The sequence below is a fragment of the Phormidium sp. CCY1219 genome (assembly GCF_055795085.1).
Genome location: NZ_JAYFEQ010000939.1, coordinates 1 through 15,659 on the forward strand (window position 1 = coordinate 1; position 15,659 = coordinate 15,659).

11 protein-coding genes are annotated in these 15,659 nt (G+C 51.6%); 2 read left to right on the top strand and 9 right to left on the bottom strand.

Translation table 11 applies throughout. From position 1 onward, the window contains the following. On the bottom strand, nt 1–856 hold an 856-nt coding region (locus tag AC0QH1_RS30675), incomplete at its 3' end, for a tetratricopeptide repeat protein (RefSeq protein WP_324635242.1). 773 nt (nt 857–1,629) lie between these two features. Here AC0QH1_RS30675 and AC0QH1_RS30680 point away from each other — a divergent pair. Beyond that, the gene (locus AC0QH1_RS30680) at nt 1,630–2,049 is read left to right on the top strand and encodes a hypothetical protein (RefSeq protein ID WP_324635243.1); all 420 of its coding nucleotides are present in this window, start codon (nt 1,630–1,632) and stop codon (nt 2,047–2,049) included. A gap of 550 nt (nt 2,050–2,599) precedes the next feature. Here the strand turns inward: AC0QH1_RS30680 and leuS are convergent. After that, nucleotides 2,600–5,164 carry a leucine--tRNA ligase gene (gene leuS, locus AC0QH1_RS30685; protein ID WP_324635244.1) on the bottom strand — a complete coding sequence of 855 codons (2,565 nt, stop codon included), beginning with the start codon at nt 5,162–5,164 and terminating at the stop codon, nt 2,600–2,602. Between the two features lie 212 nt (nt 5,165–5,376). Beyond that, nucleotides 5,377–5,505, bottom strand: coding sequence for a hypothetical protein (locus AC0QH1_RS30690; RefSeq protein ID WP_324635245.1), 129 nt, complete (start codon nt 5,503–5,505; stop codon nt 5,377–5,379). A gap of 140 nt (nt 5,506–5,645) precedes the next feature. On the opposite strand from AC0QH1_RS30690, the gene AC0QH1_RS30695 reads away from it, so the two are divergent. Then, the gene (locus tag AC0QH1_RS30695; protein WP_324635246.1) at nt 5,646–8,579 is read left to right on the top strand and encodes a Calx-beta domain-containing protein; all 2,934 of its coding nucleotides are present in this window, start codon (nt 5,646–5,648) and stop codon (nt 8,577–8,579) included. 108 nt (nt 8,580–8,687) lie between these two features. Here AC0QH1_RS30695 and AC0QH1_RS30700 read toward each other — a convergent pair whose 3' ends face one another. The 6 genes from AC0QH1_RS30700 to AC0QH1_RS30725 form a co-directional block, all read right to left on the bottom strand. Then, a complete protein-coding gene (locus tag AC0QH1_RS30700) occupies nt 8,688–9,137 on the bottom strand; it encodes a hypothetical protein (RefSeq protein ID WP_324635247.1) in 450 nt (149 codons plus the stop codon). A gap of 17 nt (nt 9,138–9,154) precedes the next feature. Next, the gene (locus AC0QH1_RS30705; RefSeq protein ID WP_324635248.1) at nt 9,155–10,942 is read right to left on the bottom strand and encodes an iron uptake porin; all 1,788 of its coding nucleotides are present in this window, start codon (nt 10,940–10,942) and stop codon (nt 9,155–9,157) included. Between the two features lie 259 nt (nt 10,943–11,201). Beyond that, nucleotides 11,202–12,173, bottom strand: coding sequence for a S1 family peptidase (locus tag AC0QH1_RS30710; protein WP_324635249.1), 972 nt, complete (start codon nt 12,171–12,173; stop codon nt 11,202–11,204). A 651-nt stretch (nt 12,174–12,824) separates the two neighbouring features. Continuing rightward, nucleotides 12,825–13,361, bottom strand: a complete 537-nt coding sequence (locus AC0QH1_RS30715) for a COP23 domain-containing protein (RefSeq protein ID WP_324635250.1) — start codon at nt 13,359–13,361, stop codon at nt 12,825–12,827. A 116-nt stretch (nt 13,362–13,477) separates the two neighbouring features. Then, complete coding sequence (locus AC0QH1_RS30720; protein WP_324635251.1) at nt 13,478–14,023, bottom strand: COP23 domain-containing protein; 546 nt, start codon at nt 14,021–14,023, stop codon at nt 13,478–13,480. 937 nt (nt 14,024–14,960) lie between these two features. Further along, nucleotides 14,961–15,659: anti-sigma factor family protein (locus tag AC0QH1_RS30725; RefSeq protein WP_442957396.1), on the bottom strand; the 699-nt coding region annotated here is incomplete at its 5' end.

Here is a 15,659-nt window from a genome sequence, read left to right on the forward strand (position 1 = left end):
AAGCTACGGCGAAATCCGGTTGGAGGCGGATGGCTTCGTTGTATGAGGCAATGGCTTCCTCATATTGTCCTAAGTTATACTGCGCTACCCCTCGGCTGTAATAAGCTACGGCGTCATCCGGTTGGAGGCGGATGGCTTCGTTGAATGAGGCAATGGCTTCCTCATGTTGTCCTAAGTTACCCTGCGCTATCCCTCGGCTGTAATAAGCTACGGCGAAATCCGGTTGGAGGCGGATGGCTTCGTTGAATGAGGCAATGGCTTCCTCATATTGTCCTAAGTTACCCTGCGCTACCCCTCGGTTGTAATAAGCTAAGGCGTAATCCGGTTGGAGGCGGATGGCTTCGTTGTATGAGGCAATGGCACCTGCAAAATCCCCTCTTTTATATTGCTCAAACCCTCGTTCCAACCATACCTCTGCCTCATCCTTCTCCCGAACCTCCTCTGTCGTCTCGGGTTCTGTGGCAGGTGGGGGGAGTTGGGCGAGGACCTGGTTGCCGATTCTCACTGCAACTTCTGCCAATTCCCCAGAATAAACGTCGCCAAAGCGCACCATGCGCCGCGCCAGTTCTTCATGCGCTTCCGGGTTTTCCCGCAACCGTTCCCCAAACCCCTGCAACCAGGCTATCCAGTTGGAATGGCGGATATCGTTTTTCATCTGCTGGGCGATGAAAAATGCCTGAATTTCCGCCCGATTGGCCCCATTTGCCACCCGGTCCAGGAGGGTCATAAACTGGGTCTCGCATTCCATATCCGGGATTTGCCGCCTCGGGGGTGGTGGGGGTGGTGGTGGTGTGCGAAATCCGCGCCGCATCCATGCATAACATCGTTTCAGCCACTGCCACAGTTTCCGCCACATTTGCCGTTTCCTCCTTTTCCTGATAATTTGACTCTATTTTGCCTCCCCTTACCCCTTGCCGTCAAGCCAGGTTATCCCTTGTGGTTCAGCCACACCCCCCGGTAAATTAATTCCCCACCCCATAGCTCAAGTCGTCTTTAGACGACTAAGATAAAATCTGGAGGAATAGCAGCCAAAAAAAATTAGCCCCCGCAGGCGCGCTTCCCTTGCCCAGGCGCGATTTCAATCCCCCGCCTCGATTAACATTATCCCGCCCAGGCGCGATTTCAATCCCCCGCTCAAATTAGCCCGCGTAAAGGCGCGATTTCAATCCCCCGCTTTGAATTAATTCCTCTGCATAAGTCTGCCTCGCCAAGTGCATCTTAGAGATATTTTTTTCCGGACGATGGAAACCGTGAGGCGAGTAATTATCTGATTTTGAGAGATAGCGTTTTTCCCCTGCCCGCTTTTGGTAGGCAATCGATCGGATGTACTATAAATAGCTAGCGATCGCGAGAAGCGCTGCCCTCGATTGATTCCGGGGACTTCCAATCCCTTTGCTAGGCGACTGGCATAATTTCCCAGTCGTCCAACCATTTACATATTCCTTAATTTCGTCGGTCACGCTCATGTCAAATTTAGTCAAATTTACAATAGTTCTACTGAGTTTAAGTTTAACTTGGTGCGGCACAAGCCCACCGCCATCTTGGGGACAACCTGGAAGATGGATATCCTCATCTTGCATCAGAGATGAGAATCCCCTGCCGGTTTCCAGAACCAGTAAAACTCATGTTGTGGTCGAAGGATATCAATTTCAGTATCCGGCAAACTATCGGTTGCTGCTAGAAAATGATGGCAGTCTTTTTCTAACCACAGAGCAGATTTATCAATACTTGCAATGTGCTGTCCGAGGATGGGTTCCCCCTGAGGACTACCCGAATGGAATACTAATTCAATGGAGAACAAGAGAACAGTTAGCATATTTATTACATCCTTATGCTGCCGTAGTGAGAATTATCGACCGTCAAATGATTTCCGGGCGAAACGCTACCTTCTATGTTTACGAGAGCGCTGTATGTTGTCCGCCAATGCTGTACGTAACCATTCCATCTCGGGGCGGGTATGTGGTCATTAGCACGAATGCCAGTGCAAACGGCATCCCCACGATGGAGCAAGCATTTTTCCGCGTAATTATGAGTATAATGGTTCCGTAATCCGTTGAAATCGCGCCTTAGCCAGCAATCACGGGCAACTCGACTCCGCCGGAGGCTGAGCAGAGTGAAAGCCTCCTTGACCCTTATTAGCAGACTAATTCTTTTAAAATCTATTCCGGCAGATATGACATAATATTGCGGGGTAAATTGATGTGCTAGGGAGGCAGAACCCCTGCATGTGCGTTCCCAGGAACGAGTCAAATTAGCCCGCGTAGGCGGGCTATAGCGCTGTCGCGGGCTACGCGCTTTGCTTGCCCAGGCGCGATTTCAATCCCCCGCCTCGATTAGCATGCCTTGGCGCGATTTCAATCCCCCGCTTCGATTAACGCTGAATAAATTCCTCGCCCGGTTATCGCTTGTTGCCGTGGAATGTTCAGTCACACCCGCCAATAAATTCCCCGGCTAATCGCGCAAGTCGTCTTTAGACGACTAAACGATTGTTTTCCTGGTGTTTTCAGTCAGTTTTCAACCGACTTTAGCTATGAGGCGGGGAATAAATTCCCCGCCCGGTTATCGCTCTAGGAGGCTGAATAAATTCCCCGCCCGGTTATCACTTCGCAACCACAAAATTCACCAATTTACCCGGAACCACGATCGTCTTTTTCACCTCCTTCCCATCAATATACTTCTGCGCGATATCCGAATTGCGAGCATGTTGTTCCAACTCCTCGCGAGTAGCTTGTGCGGGCACTTGAATGGTTCCGCGCGTTTTGCCGCCCACTTGAATCACCAAAGTGATTTCATCCACCACCAACGCCTGCCGGTCCGCCTCGGGCCAGGATTGGGCATGGACCGACTCCTGATGCCCGATCGCCTGCCACAATTCCTCAGAAATGTGCGGGGCAAAGGGGGCTAACAACACCAACAGGGTTTCCACCCCTTCGGTATAAACCGCCGACTGCTTGCACTTAGCATCTTTCAGGGCATTGCTGAGCTTCATCAACTCTGCCACCGCCGTATTCAACTGATATCCCGCTTCCAAATCATCGGTCACTTCCTTAATAGCCGTATGAATGGCGCGGCGCAAGTCTTTTTCCGCCTTGCTCATCTCGCCTTTTACCTGTTTTGTCGGCGTTGTTTGGGCGAACTCCGTCACCAGCGCCCACACGCGATTCAAAAAGCGGAATTGACCTTCCACATCCGCATCATCCCACTCCAAATCCTTCTCTGGCGGCGCTTTAAACAAAATAAACATCCGCGCCGTATCGGCCCCATACTTAGCCAACACCTGCAACGGGTCCACCCCATTATATTTCGATTTGGACATCTTTTCGTAGAACGCTTCCAACGGTTCCCCGGTGTTCGGATCCGTAGGTTGGGTGGGGTTCACCTGCGCCGAGGGAATGTATTTGCCGGTCTTGGGATTCTTATAGGTTAATCCCTGCACCATGCCTTGAGTGAGCAAGCGCTGGAAAGGTTCGTCAAAATCAAGCAACTGGCGATCGCGCAATACCTTGGTAAAAAACCGCGAATACAGCAAGTGCAAAATCGCATGTTCGATACCGCCCACATACTGGTCCACCGGCAACCAGTCATTAACCTTCCCCTTATCAAACGCACTCTCCTCATTCTTCGCATCCGGATAGCGCAAGAAATACCAAGACGAATCGATAAAGGTATCCATCGTATCGGTTTCCCGCTTTGCCGGTTCCCCGCAACTGGGGCAAGGCACATTCACCCAACCCTCTAACTGCGCCAAAGGAGACACGCCGCGCCCGCTAAATTCCACATCCTCGGGCAACGTCACTGGCAAATCCGCCTCCGGAACCGGCACCATGCCGCAACTGGGACAGTGAATCACCGGAATCGGCGCACCCCAATATCGCTGTCGGGAAATCAACCAATCTCTCAGACGATACTGCACCCGCGCCTTGCCGTAGCCGCATTTTTCCGCATATTTAACGATTTCTTCCTTTGCCTCCGGGGATTCCATCCCGTTAAACATATCGGAATTCACCACGGTTCCCGCTTCAGTATAAGCCTCCTTTAGATAAGGTTTCGGTTCCGCCGCATCTGCTCGCACAATCACCTGTTTAATCGGCAAGTTTTGCTCTTTGGCAAACTTGAAATCCCGGGCATCATGTGCGGGAACTCCCATCACCGCGCCAGTGCCATATTCATACAAAACGTAATCCGCAATCCAAATCGGAATTTCCTCTTTAGTAAACGGATTAATCGCCACTCCACCGGTAGGAATTCCCCGCTTGGGTTTATCCTCAGCAGTTCGTTCCAATTCGCTTTGACTGCTGACCTCTTTAATAAACGATTCTACCGCTGCTTTGCGGTCCGGGGTGGTTACTTTTTCCGTCAGCGGATGTTCCGGCGCTAAAGTAACGTAAGTTACCCCATAAACCGTATCCGGGCGAGTGGTAAATACGCCAATTTTCTCCTCCATTCCCACAATTGGAAATTCCAAATACGCCCCCACGGATTTGCCGATCCAGTTTGCCTGCATCAATTTAACGCGATCGGGCCACCCGGGCAATTTATCCAAATCCTCGAGCAATTGTTCCGCGTAGTCGGTAATCTTAAAAAACCATTGTTTCAACAGTTTGCGTTCCACTTTAGCACCAGAACGCCAGGACCGACCCTCGCTGTCTACTTGTTCGTTTGCCAATACAGTTTGGTCTATGGGGTCCCAATTTACCGCCGCTTCTTTTTGATATGCCAATCCGGCATTAAAAAACTGCAGAAAAATCCACTGGGTCCATTTATAATAGTCTGGAGAACAGGTGGCTAGTTCTTTGCTCCAGTCGAAAGAAATGCCCAATTTTTGTAATTGCCCTTTCATTTGGGCAATATTTTCATAAGTCCATTTTGCCGGATGAACGCCTCGCTCGATCGCGGCATTTTCTGCCGGTAATCCAAACGCATCCCATCCCATCGGGTTAAGCACGCGATATCCTTGCATCCGCTTGATGCGGGCGATGACATCGGTAATCGTGTACACTCGAACGTGCCCCATGTGCAAGTTGCCCGAGGGGTAGGGAAACATGGAAAGGGCGTAGAATTTCGGGCGATCGCGCGTCTTGGGGGTTTCATCGTCCCCTGCTTGCGCCCAAGTTTGTTGCCACTTTTCCTCAATGGATGCTGGGTGATAACGGGATTCTACCACAAGAACTCCTACAGATTTGCACTTCCAACTTTTCTCTCATATTTTGACACACACTCCCGCCAATTGGTCTATCCTATTTACAGGAGTATTTTGGCGCGGGGCTGTCTGCACTGAGTCAGCAGGGCGCGCCACTGGGGCATTCCCTCGCCGATCGCCGAGAATTATTGCCCCCACGGAGGCACTTACCCTCCGCTTCGCAAATCAGGGGGCATTCACCACAGCGGTTTCGCAAGAGGTTTCCCATCGGTGGCGTCAGGGGTGCCCGAATTCGCGATCGCCCCGCGTTTTGCCCCAAAATGCGGTTCGACTCTCGCTAATTGTGGATATCGCCAGATAACCATCGGTTAACCTCTATCGAACCCCATCATCGAGAAGAAAGATTCCCTCTTGCAATCCCAAAGTGGGACAATCATGTTAATGGGTGCAGCAGGTGGTTAACAATTCAGCACCAGCGATCGCAATCGCAGTTGAGGAGTAGAACATGACATTATTATTTGGCGACAATCAAGATAACACCATAATCGGCGGCGCGCAAAGCGATACCATCCTAGGCGGTGAAGGAAACGATAGTCTGTTAGGAAGCAGCGAAGACGATATTCTGTTCGGCGGCGCAGACAACGATACCCTAACCGGCGGTTCCGGGGCGGATATTTTTGTTATCGGTTTCGGAGAAGATACGATTACCGATTTTGTCCGAGGAAGCGATGCATTTGCCCTGCAATCCGGTTTAAATCTCGACAACATCTCATTCGCACCCATTTTTCAACCCACCCCCGGGCGCGGGCAACCGGCAACTCGCATTGGCACCGAAATTATCGGCAATTTCGATAATAACACTGTCACCTTAGCTCAGGTATTTGGCCCCGGTGGCACTTCCTTAGATGGGAGCGATTTTCGCACCGAGGAGATTGAACCCGTAACCAGCGTTATCGAATTTAGCAATCCCACATTTAATGTCACTGAAGGCAACTCAGCGGTTCAGGTGACATTGGTTCGCACCGGCGATGTGAGCGGTACCGTCAGCGCCACAGTCGTGCCCGCAAATGACAGCGCGATCGCCCCGGTAGATTACGACAATTCACCGATTTCCGTCACTTTCGCCCCGGGACAAACCCTGCAAACCGTGCAAATTCCCATTGCTGACGATACTCAGGTAGAACCTAGCGAAACCTTCCAGTTATCTTTAGCCAATCCCAGCGGCGGCGCGATTTTCGGCGATACGGATACGGCAAGTGTGACGATTGACGATAACGATGTTGCCTTAGAGTTTAGCGATCCGACCTTTCGGGTGAATGAAAATGGCACCCCGATCGCCGAAGTCACGGTAGTTCGCACGGGAGTGACGGATCGTGCGGTGGGCGCAACCCTTGCCCTAGATGACGATAGCGCGATCGCCCCGGATGATTTCGATAACACGCCGATTCCCGTCACCTTAGCGCCCGGAGAAACCACCCAAACCGCCAACGTTCCCATCGTGGATGACGAGGAAATCGAACCGGAAGAAGCGATCGCCCTGGAATTGGTCAATCCCACCGGAGGGGCAACCATTGGCGATCGCAATACCGCCGCTCTCACAGTTGTCGATAACGATTTGAGCGTGCAATTTAGTCAAGCGGAATTCCGGGTAAACGAAGATGGCACCGCGATCGCCCCCGTTACCCTCACCCGCACCGGATTGCTCGATGTACCCGTCGGCGCAACCGTCACCCTCGCCGATGGGAGTGCGATCGCGCCGGCGGATTACAATAACGCGGCGATCGGGATTAATTTCGCGGCGGGCGAAACCCAGCAAACCCTAGAAATTCCCATCGTCAACGATACCAGCGTCGAACCCAACGAAACCCTCACTCTCAATTTAGGCAATCCCACTGGCGGCGCAACCCTCGGCGCACCGGATACCGCCACCCTGACCATTTTAGATGATGATGTGGCGCTGCAGTTTACCCGGGGAAATTATACCATCAATGAAGACGGCACCACCACCTTACCCGTCACCATCGCCCGCCTCGGGGTTCCCACCGCACCGGTTTCCGTCACGGTAAATCTCACCGACAACACCGCGATCGCGCCGCAAGATTACGCCGCCACTCCCATTGTCGCCAATTTTGCCCCGGGCGAGACGACACAAACTATCGAAATTCCCATCGTAGACGATGAGGAAGTCGAACCCACCGAAAGTCTCAACCTCACTTTAGCCAACCCCACCGCGCCGGCGACGGTAATCGAACCCGCTACCGCCTCCCTCGAAGTTATCGATAACGATGCGATTCTCGAGTTCGCTACCGATAACTTTGTAGTGAATGAAGATGGCACCGCGATCGCCCCGGTGACGATAACCCGCACCGGCGTAGTGGATATCCCCTTAAGTGCCTCCCTTCTCCTCGCCGACGGAAGCGCTACCTCTCCCGAAGATTACAACAACGCCCCGATCGCCGTCAACTTTGCCCCGGGAGAAACCACTCAAATTGTCAATCTACCCATTACTGACGATGCGATCGCGGAAAATTCCGAAACCGTCAACCTCACATTAGTCAACCCCACCAACGCCATTCTCGGTCCCCAAAGTAACGCCACGCTCACAATCCTCGATAACGATAGCATAATAGAATTTAGCGACCCCCTATTTAACACCGCCGAAGATGGCACCACCAGCGCCACCATTACCCTCACCCGCACTGGCGGATTGCAACAATCTGCCAGCGCCACCCTCACCTTATCCGACGGTACCGCCAGCGCCATTTTCGATTACAATAACGCCCCGATTCCCGTCAATTTCGCCCCCGGAGAAACCCGCAAAACCCTCACCATTCCCATTATCGACGATTCCATTATTGAAGGTGACGAAACCATCAATCTCGCCTTAACCAATCCCAGCAATAATACCATCATCGGCACCCAAAGCACCGCCAATTTGCTCATTTCCCGCAGCGATACTCCCACCTTGCTCAATTTTGAAGGCGTCGGCAACTTAAACCCCGTCGATGGATTTTATAGCGACAACGGCATTTCCTTTTCTGGCAATGGATTAGGAATCATCGATACCGATGACTTGCATCGCTTGGGATTTCACGATGAATTTGGCGGCAATTTTGAAGGCAATCCCAGTGGCATCACCGCCCTTACCTATGGCGAAGAAAGTTCGATTGTTATGAACGTTTCCGAAGGATTTGACAATCAATTGTCCTTCTTTTATGCCTCTCCCTTTTTCGAGCATACCGTGACGATTTACGATGATATTGGCGGTTCGGGTAATGTATTGGCATCGGTTCCCTTATCCACCACTCCAGAAGGGGAATTACCCGATGCATATGGGTCGTTCGTTCCCTTTAACATTCCCTTCGCTGGCGTAGCGCGATCGGTCAGTTTTGGCAGCGTTCCTAATAAGCTGATTCTCGATGATATCCTTCTCGGATAATACCCATTTTCTCAGCAATGGTGGCCAAATCTAGGAAATGGTGGGCAATGCCCACCCTACAAGTTTATTGAGTCTTACCACAAAAAATGGCAATTTTTTCCGTTTAGTTCACTTTCCTTTTCCTTCCAATCCGCCTCGGGGAATAATCACATCCGTGGGGTCGAAAGAGGGAAGGAGGCCGCGTTCTTCTGCAGAAATCGGCGAGAGTCCCCCATCGCTTTCTACCCCACCGCCAATGGTTCCTCCACCTAACGGGTCGCTATTTCCATTCAGGGCATCGGTTAAAAAATTGCTAAATCCCTTTTGCTGAAATCCTCGCCGCTCTTCTTCGGAAAATGTGGGCTGAATCCGCCGCCGAATCGGTTCTTCCTCTTCCGATTCCACGTCGATACATTCCGGAGGCAATTCCGAATCATCGGGAATTTCTTCGCAGGGAATTTCGCGCTCTGTGGGGGTTTCTAGGTCTTGCGCCAGCAGGGAAAAGCTGGGAAACAAGACCCAAACCAGGGGGAAGAAAAATAGGGAAAATGTCTTGACAAATGGCATGAAATGTGGCATAATAGTTAATCCTCATGTTAAAAACGAAATGTCGTGCGAAGGGTGCCGATAAAAATATCGTCGTTATCGGCATTATGTTCCGGGTTGGTGATGTATAGCAAACCGGGAGTGATGGAAATGCGATCGCTGACCCGAAAGCGATAAAAGGTTTCAAAATGCAAAGAGGTATCTTCATCTTCCCCCAAAAACAGATCGTTCCCTTCGACCAACTTGGGCGGCTGACCGAACAGCACTGCGAGCAAATCCCCGGGACGGTTAAAGGGTTGGGAGTAGCCGAGGGAGAATAGATAGGTGGTAGTGGTAGCAGAGGCATCGGACACGGTAGAATCGGTAAAAATCCAGCCCCCCCAAGTACCAAAGGTGAGTTGTGGCGTAATGCGCCATTGCAGGGTGCCGCTTACCGCATGAATTTGTGAGGGTTCCTGGATAAAGCTATTGGTATCGGCAAGAAAGCTCCCGGTAAAGGTATCCAAACGACCATCTTTAGCGTAAGCATTCACATAAGCTAACCCTGCGATCGCACTCGGGGCAGGTTTGAGCAACAGTTGCACCCCCAACGCACTACGATCCGCACCAAACAACCCTTGTCCCTCAGTGGGATTGCTGCTATTGCGGGTACCGTATCCCACCTGCAAGCGGACCGTATCCGTCACCAACCAATCGAACCCCAAACCCGAATCGAGACTGCCAATTTTAAACACCGGACTAGCTTCAGCAAAGCGAGACAGGGCACCGCGTCCCGCGTCGAAATATCCCGAGTTAGCCGTGAGAACGCTACTCAAGCTAAAGCCTACCGGTCGCACGGTAAATACAATCGAGTCGCCCACTGCAAAGCGATATTCCAGTTTATCCAATCCTACCCGATTGTTTTGGCCGGCTTGGTAAGACAGCAAACTCATGTCCGTATTGAAGATATCTGGATTGGCAAACCCGCGATCGTTCAAATTGCCAGTGGACAGTTCCAGGCGCAAGCGATCCTTGCCCGTAAACGACGCCACCAGTCCCACCCGCGTGAGATGAGACAAAATCACCGGACTCTCGTCCCTCCCTGGCGGATCCCCTCCCGTCGCCCCCGTCAGAGCCACGATCGCCTCCCCACCAAACACCGCCGTCGGAGAAAATTGCTGCGCTTCCAGGGTAGCCGTCCGCACTTCCAGGGCATCCACCCGCCCCCGCAAGGTAGCCAATTCGGCAGCGAATTCGTTTTGCAACTGTTCCAAGGCTAACAAATCCTCCCGGGCGATCGTCTCCCCGAGTGCTTGGATTTGCTCGTTAATGCGCTCCAAACAGGCATTCAACCCCGCCGCAAATTCATATCGCGTCAGCGCCCGGTTCCCCCGAAAGGTGCCATCCGGGTATCCCGACATACAGCGATAGCGTTCCACCAAGGATTGGAGCGCTTGAAAAGCCCAGTCTGTGGGTTGCACGTCCGACAGTTGCGACACGGAATTAATCTGCCCCATCGGATCTGACCCCCCATCCGCCTGCCCTAACAACCCCTCGGGCCAGTTGTCCCTAAATTCGGGCCTGGCAAACTCCTCCATCGCCGAGGGTCTCGCCACGGGAGCCAAAGAAGGCGTCTCATCCCGGTACTCGGCGGGGAAAAAGGCTTCGGGTGCGATCGGTTGCGCCACCTCCGGGATCCCCCGGATCGGAATTTCCCCGTCTGGGGTCAGCAGGCGCATCGGTTCTTCCCCGCCTGTTTCCGGCGGGTCTAAGGGTTGATTTTTCGGATCCGATGCAGTGGCTCCCAAGGGAGGCACCGTCACCAGCAAAACGGTAACACCGGCTAAGACATACTTCATGGTTAACTTGCTCCTCACACCTAGATGGCCGAAACGCGGATTCATTCCGGATTCATCTCGGGCACACTACTTCTTTTTCTGACCAATCTAGGGGATTTCTTGTTACCCCGATCGCGGTTTTTGGCGATCGCTTTTTTATTTTTGGCCGAAAAACACCTCCAACCCCGGGAAAATCCTCTGCGAAACGTAAATTCCCAAGGGCTACCCTGTCAAGTGGTGGCGCTTTGAGATGTATTGACATTCCCCGGCGCTCCAGGAATTACGGGCAAGGTTCGCCCAGTAACAAACTTTCGCATCCCCCAGAAGGACCATCGCGCAGGAGCGATCGCAACAGGGTAAAGTCTTGATAAATATCTTCGATGGTATCCGCTTCCTTCATGTTCGCCCGCCCGCGCGCAATTAACTCCGGATCCACCGGCGGTTCCGCAAACGCGAGGTCGAGATTCTCCCCTTTCGCGCGCGCCATAAAATCCTGGGTTTGGATCCCACAGCTATTCGACTCGCTTAACTCCGGATCGATGCAATAAGTCTCCTCCCGCGCCCGCCCGCGCCCGTGAATCCCAATTAATTCTCCTCGGACGTTAAACACCGGTCCGCCACTCATCCCCCGTCGGGTTTCATTGGTATAGAGTAAACTATAGCCGCCATCTTCTGAAGGGGGAGTGGCAATGTCGCTCAGCGTCCCTTCCACAAACTCCCTCACCCGCCTTGCACTGTCGTCCTCGGGATTCGGCCATCCCGAAATATAGACCGTTTCTCCCGGATCCATCTCCCGCGAATCTCCCATCACCGCAATCGGATAATCGCGATCGCTCTCAAATGCAATAATCGCTAAATCCAATCCCCGAATCGACTCCCCAAATTCTCCTTCTTCCTCCCCCAACGGCATTATATTCTCCTGGGTATCCACATCATCCACAAAATGCACTTTCCCGTCACTCGTGCGAACCCCATAGGTCACTTCTCGGGTTCTCACCACATGCAGGGCCGTTAATACGTAGTACATCTGACCCTCGCGCGCCACAATCACCCCAGAACCGGGATTCCATTCCCGTCTGGCTTCAATATCTCCCTCTTGCAATCCCTGACCTATCACTACCGTGGTTTGCGACGCCACAGCATTTACTTGTTCTTTTGTCAAGGCTTGCGCCGCCATCAACGGAATCGTGACCACCAGTGCGGCGGCGGTTCCTACCACACAGGCAGGTAAATGACCGGAAAACATCATCATAAAAATAACTCATACAGTGTAAAAAAAAAGTAAAAATAAGCAAGCATACTAATTATCTTGCATTCCCACTGAACCAATCCCCCATCACCCCTCACCCCTTTTGTCCTTTTGACCTTTTGACCTTTTGACCTTTTGACCTTTTGACCTTTTGACCTATGACAATTAACCTTTTGACCTTTTGACCTATGACAATTAACCCATGACAATTGACAATTGACAATTAACCCATGACAATTGACCCATGACAATTGACAATTGACAACATTAACAGATGCTCATTTTTTTAAAATTTTCCGGAATATCCCCTCCACTATGGGAATTTCTGACAAACTCTGCAAGTGGAACGACCTTGCGCCACAACTGGGTCGTTGAATCGAGCGCCGCGATCGCACAACCCGGGGATTCCCGGCAAGTTTTGTTTGTTGCACCTCCCTCCTGTGAGGGTTCGAGTTCCGATGCATTCTCCAAAAAGGAGTTTTATCGCATAAAAAAACAAGCGAGAAAGTTGGATCTTCCCCCCTTGTTAACCCCTACCTCCCATTATCGGGTTGGAAAATTGCCGAGCGAGACATTGCCTATTCATGGTAAATCCTTACTCACGGCTGATTGAGATTTATGGTTCTTCCGGTTGCGGATCGAACAGATTTTCAACTATCCGCTCAAAATCCGCATAGGCTGGGGGGAAAAATCCTGCAAAAAGTTCCCGATTACAATCAGATCTACCATGACATCGAGACCGAGCACCTCCCTCAAAAGTCTTGCCGGTTCGGCTCTATTATCTCCCGGAAAGCTAAATAAAAAATTATTGCGATTGCACCCCACTCGCGTATTGGGAACCGCGCAAACCACCATATTCCCTCGAACCCGTCCCACCGTCAGATATAAGCCCTGTAAGTCTCCCCCATTTGCCTGTAAAATTCCGTTGAGTCTGCGAGTCACCTCATTGCAGCGTTGCGCGGAAAGGTTGGTGAATTCTGTATGGTCTTGATTGGGCCAAGAAATTATGGCAGCAGAACGCCCGCCCTGGTTACTCACTGCTCGAATAGAATACCAATCCGAGGATTTCTGGCATTGAAATGAGCGGAGTTGGTTGGGCGATCGCGCTACACTGGATTGCGCGATCGCCATAGTAGCTGAAATTGCTATCAATCCACTGGCGATCGCGCGGCAAATGGGTTTCAGACTCATAATAGAATTCACTTTCCTCGTTCCACAGGTTTACATAAAAGAGGTGACATCTCGACTCTATTCATAACCGTGACTCGCAGACTCCTGATTGCTGACCCTGGCGGGCGATGGTCAATTTAAAACAGTTCATTGACTAACACTTCCAAATTCAGGTATGGCTGTCCCCCGGACTCCTGAATCACGTTCCCACTGCCCACAACCCCCGCACTGGCAATGCTGCGAAGCATTCTCGAGGGATTGCGGCGATTGTCTTGGTTCAGGGTAAACAACATATTTCTGCTATTACAACCCGATCGCGTATTATTCACCGCACACAATACCGCCTCACCATTCACAATCCCCGCCGTCATGTACAATCCACTCAGAGTACCGCCATTTTCGTCTAAAATCGCATTTAAACGGTTCGTCACTTCGTTGCAGCGTCTTTCTGGCGTATATCCAGAACTGCTAAATTCTTCCGTTTTCCAGACGATCATCGGATCGGAAACCGCACCATTTTTCCGCAGTGCTAACGTCACATACAAATCATCTGTAGAAATCTGGCACTGAAATGACGACAAATCGTTCACAGCCTGAGCCATTGTTTTTTCCGCACTCAGTAACGGAATCTGAGCGGCAACTAAACCAGCCACAGCACATTGGAATAACTTGTTGAGGTTCATGGTGTTCGTTCTCCTTAATCACTGGATAGATGGACAGATAGAATGACGTTTAAACCAGTCAAATTTATCCTGAATTGACCCTATTAATTCCTCCCCCATTACTCCCGCTTCGGTTAAAATCGATGAAGCACTCTTGCTTCCGATGAATATCAGGGGAACAATCCAGCCGATGGCATCCCAGACGGAATTGCCTTATTCGGCTCGGGTTCGGCTGGGATCTTCAGCCCAAGGCGCTTTGCTCGGGCACTCGCGCGACTCGGATGCCCGATAAACCGCTCGGAGACCCGCCAGCCATCCACTAACAACGACGGAAGATCCGGTAGAGAGTTTCGCGTTCCTTGGATAAGCCGGTAAAAAGACACTTTGGTATGGTTTTTCTACCGTCTTTCTTTATGTTATCTCCCTTTGGGATCGCCCTTGGCCGTTAAGGATGCTGTAAAGTCATCGATCCAATATATTGACGATTGTTCCCTAAATTAGAGGGGTTTTTCTGTAAATTTTCGATGAAGATTGCCCAATTCGAGGGCTTATGTAAAATTCCTGTAAAGCGCTCCCTCAGTTGGCGTTACCCTCAAAAAATCTACCCCATCCTAAACTTCATAAAAACCCTGACTTTACTATCGGCATTCCAGGTGCATCCTGCACCCGAAAGCGCCAAATCAGCCGATATAAGCCGGAAAGGTTCATTTTTGGCCGATCGCTCAAGCGGTCATTCTCGCGCCCGTCTCCTCCAACCCTCTGAAGGGCAAGGGTTACAATTGAGCGGGGGGATAAGTAATTCTACGGAAAAAAAAGGGTAAAACCCCTTTCCGGGGGTGCGGCGATCGCGTCTTGAAAAGAAAAGTCCGTGGTTCGCAGACTCTGCGTTGACCACGGACTCTCTGGTGCAACCTGCACCTTCGATTCAGTTGTTTTCCCCAGTAACTAGATGGCTGTTCTATTCCACAAACAAGGCTCGCGATACGGTAGATTCTGATTCGGATTTGGCGGTTTGCTCCGGAATATCCATCACCGGACCGTTTAATGCAATGCTTAACCGTTCGTTTCCTTCCCGAACCGGAGACGGCGAACTGGCGACTTGTTGTGGCGGGGGAGATTCAACCGTAGGCATAACGCTGGATAGGGCCGCCATGAATAATGCCGCGATCGCACCTCCTCCCCATGCCATTCTTCTGTGACGTCGGCGATCGACCCGCCGGAACACTTGCTTCGCTGTCTGTTCCGCCGTTTGCTCGGAGGCGGGCACCGGCAACACCTGCACGCCTTGACGGAGTTTCAACAGTTGGAAATACAACCGCTTCACTTCCGGATCGCGATCGAGCCACTCTTGCACCTGCTGTCGTTGGCTTACCGTTGCTTCGCCATCGATGTACGCACTGAGCAACTCAAACTCCACTTTCTCGTTCAGCCCTTCTGCATGCTTCGCCTTGCGCGCCTCCCATGCCCGTTCCATCTCCGCTTCAGCATCAATGCGGCTAAACACCTGCGCCACAAACGCTTCCACAGGTTTCTCGCAAACCAGCACCGGCATGTCATTCATCCCAGCGCGCAATTTGACCAGTTGCTGATAAAACTGCTGCATCTGTGGCTCGGTTTCCAGCCACCGTTCCACTTGCTCCACTTCCCCAGCACCCAA

Excerpts from the sequence above, each read along its gene's own strand:
- AC0QH1_RS30690 (WP_324635245.1), bottom strand. The coding sequence starts at position 5,505 with ATGGTTATCTGGCGATATCCACAATTAGCGAGAGTCGAACCGCATTTT.
- AC0QH1_RS30695 (WP_324635246.1), top strand. The coding sequence starts at position 5,646 with ATGACATTATTATTTGGCGACAATCAAGATAACACCATAATCGGCGGC.
- AC0QH1_RS30700 (WP_324635247.1), bottom strand. The coding sequence starts at position 9,137 with ATGCCACATTTCATGCCATTTGTCAAGACATTTTCCCTATTTTTCTTC.
- AC0QH1_RS30705 (WP_324635248.1), bottom strand. The coding sequence starts at position 10,942 with ATGAAGTATGTCTTAGCCGGTGTTACCGTTTTGCTGGTGACGGTGCCT.
- AC0QH1_RS30710 (WP_324635249.1), bottom strand. The coding sequence starts at position 12,173 with ATGATGATGTTTTCCGGTCATTTACCTGCCTGTGTGGTAGGAACCGCC.
- AC0QH1_RS30715 (WP_324635250.1), bottom strand. The coding sequence starts at position 13,361 with ATGAGTCTGAAACCCATTTGCCGCGCGATCGCCAGTGGATTGATAGCA.
- AC0QH1_RS30720 (WP_324635251.1), bottom strand. The coding sequence starts at position 14,023 with ATGAACCTCAACAAGTTATTCCAATGTGCTGTGGCTGGTTTAGTTGCC.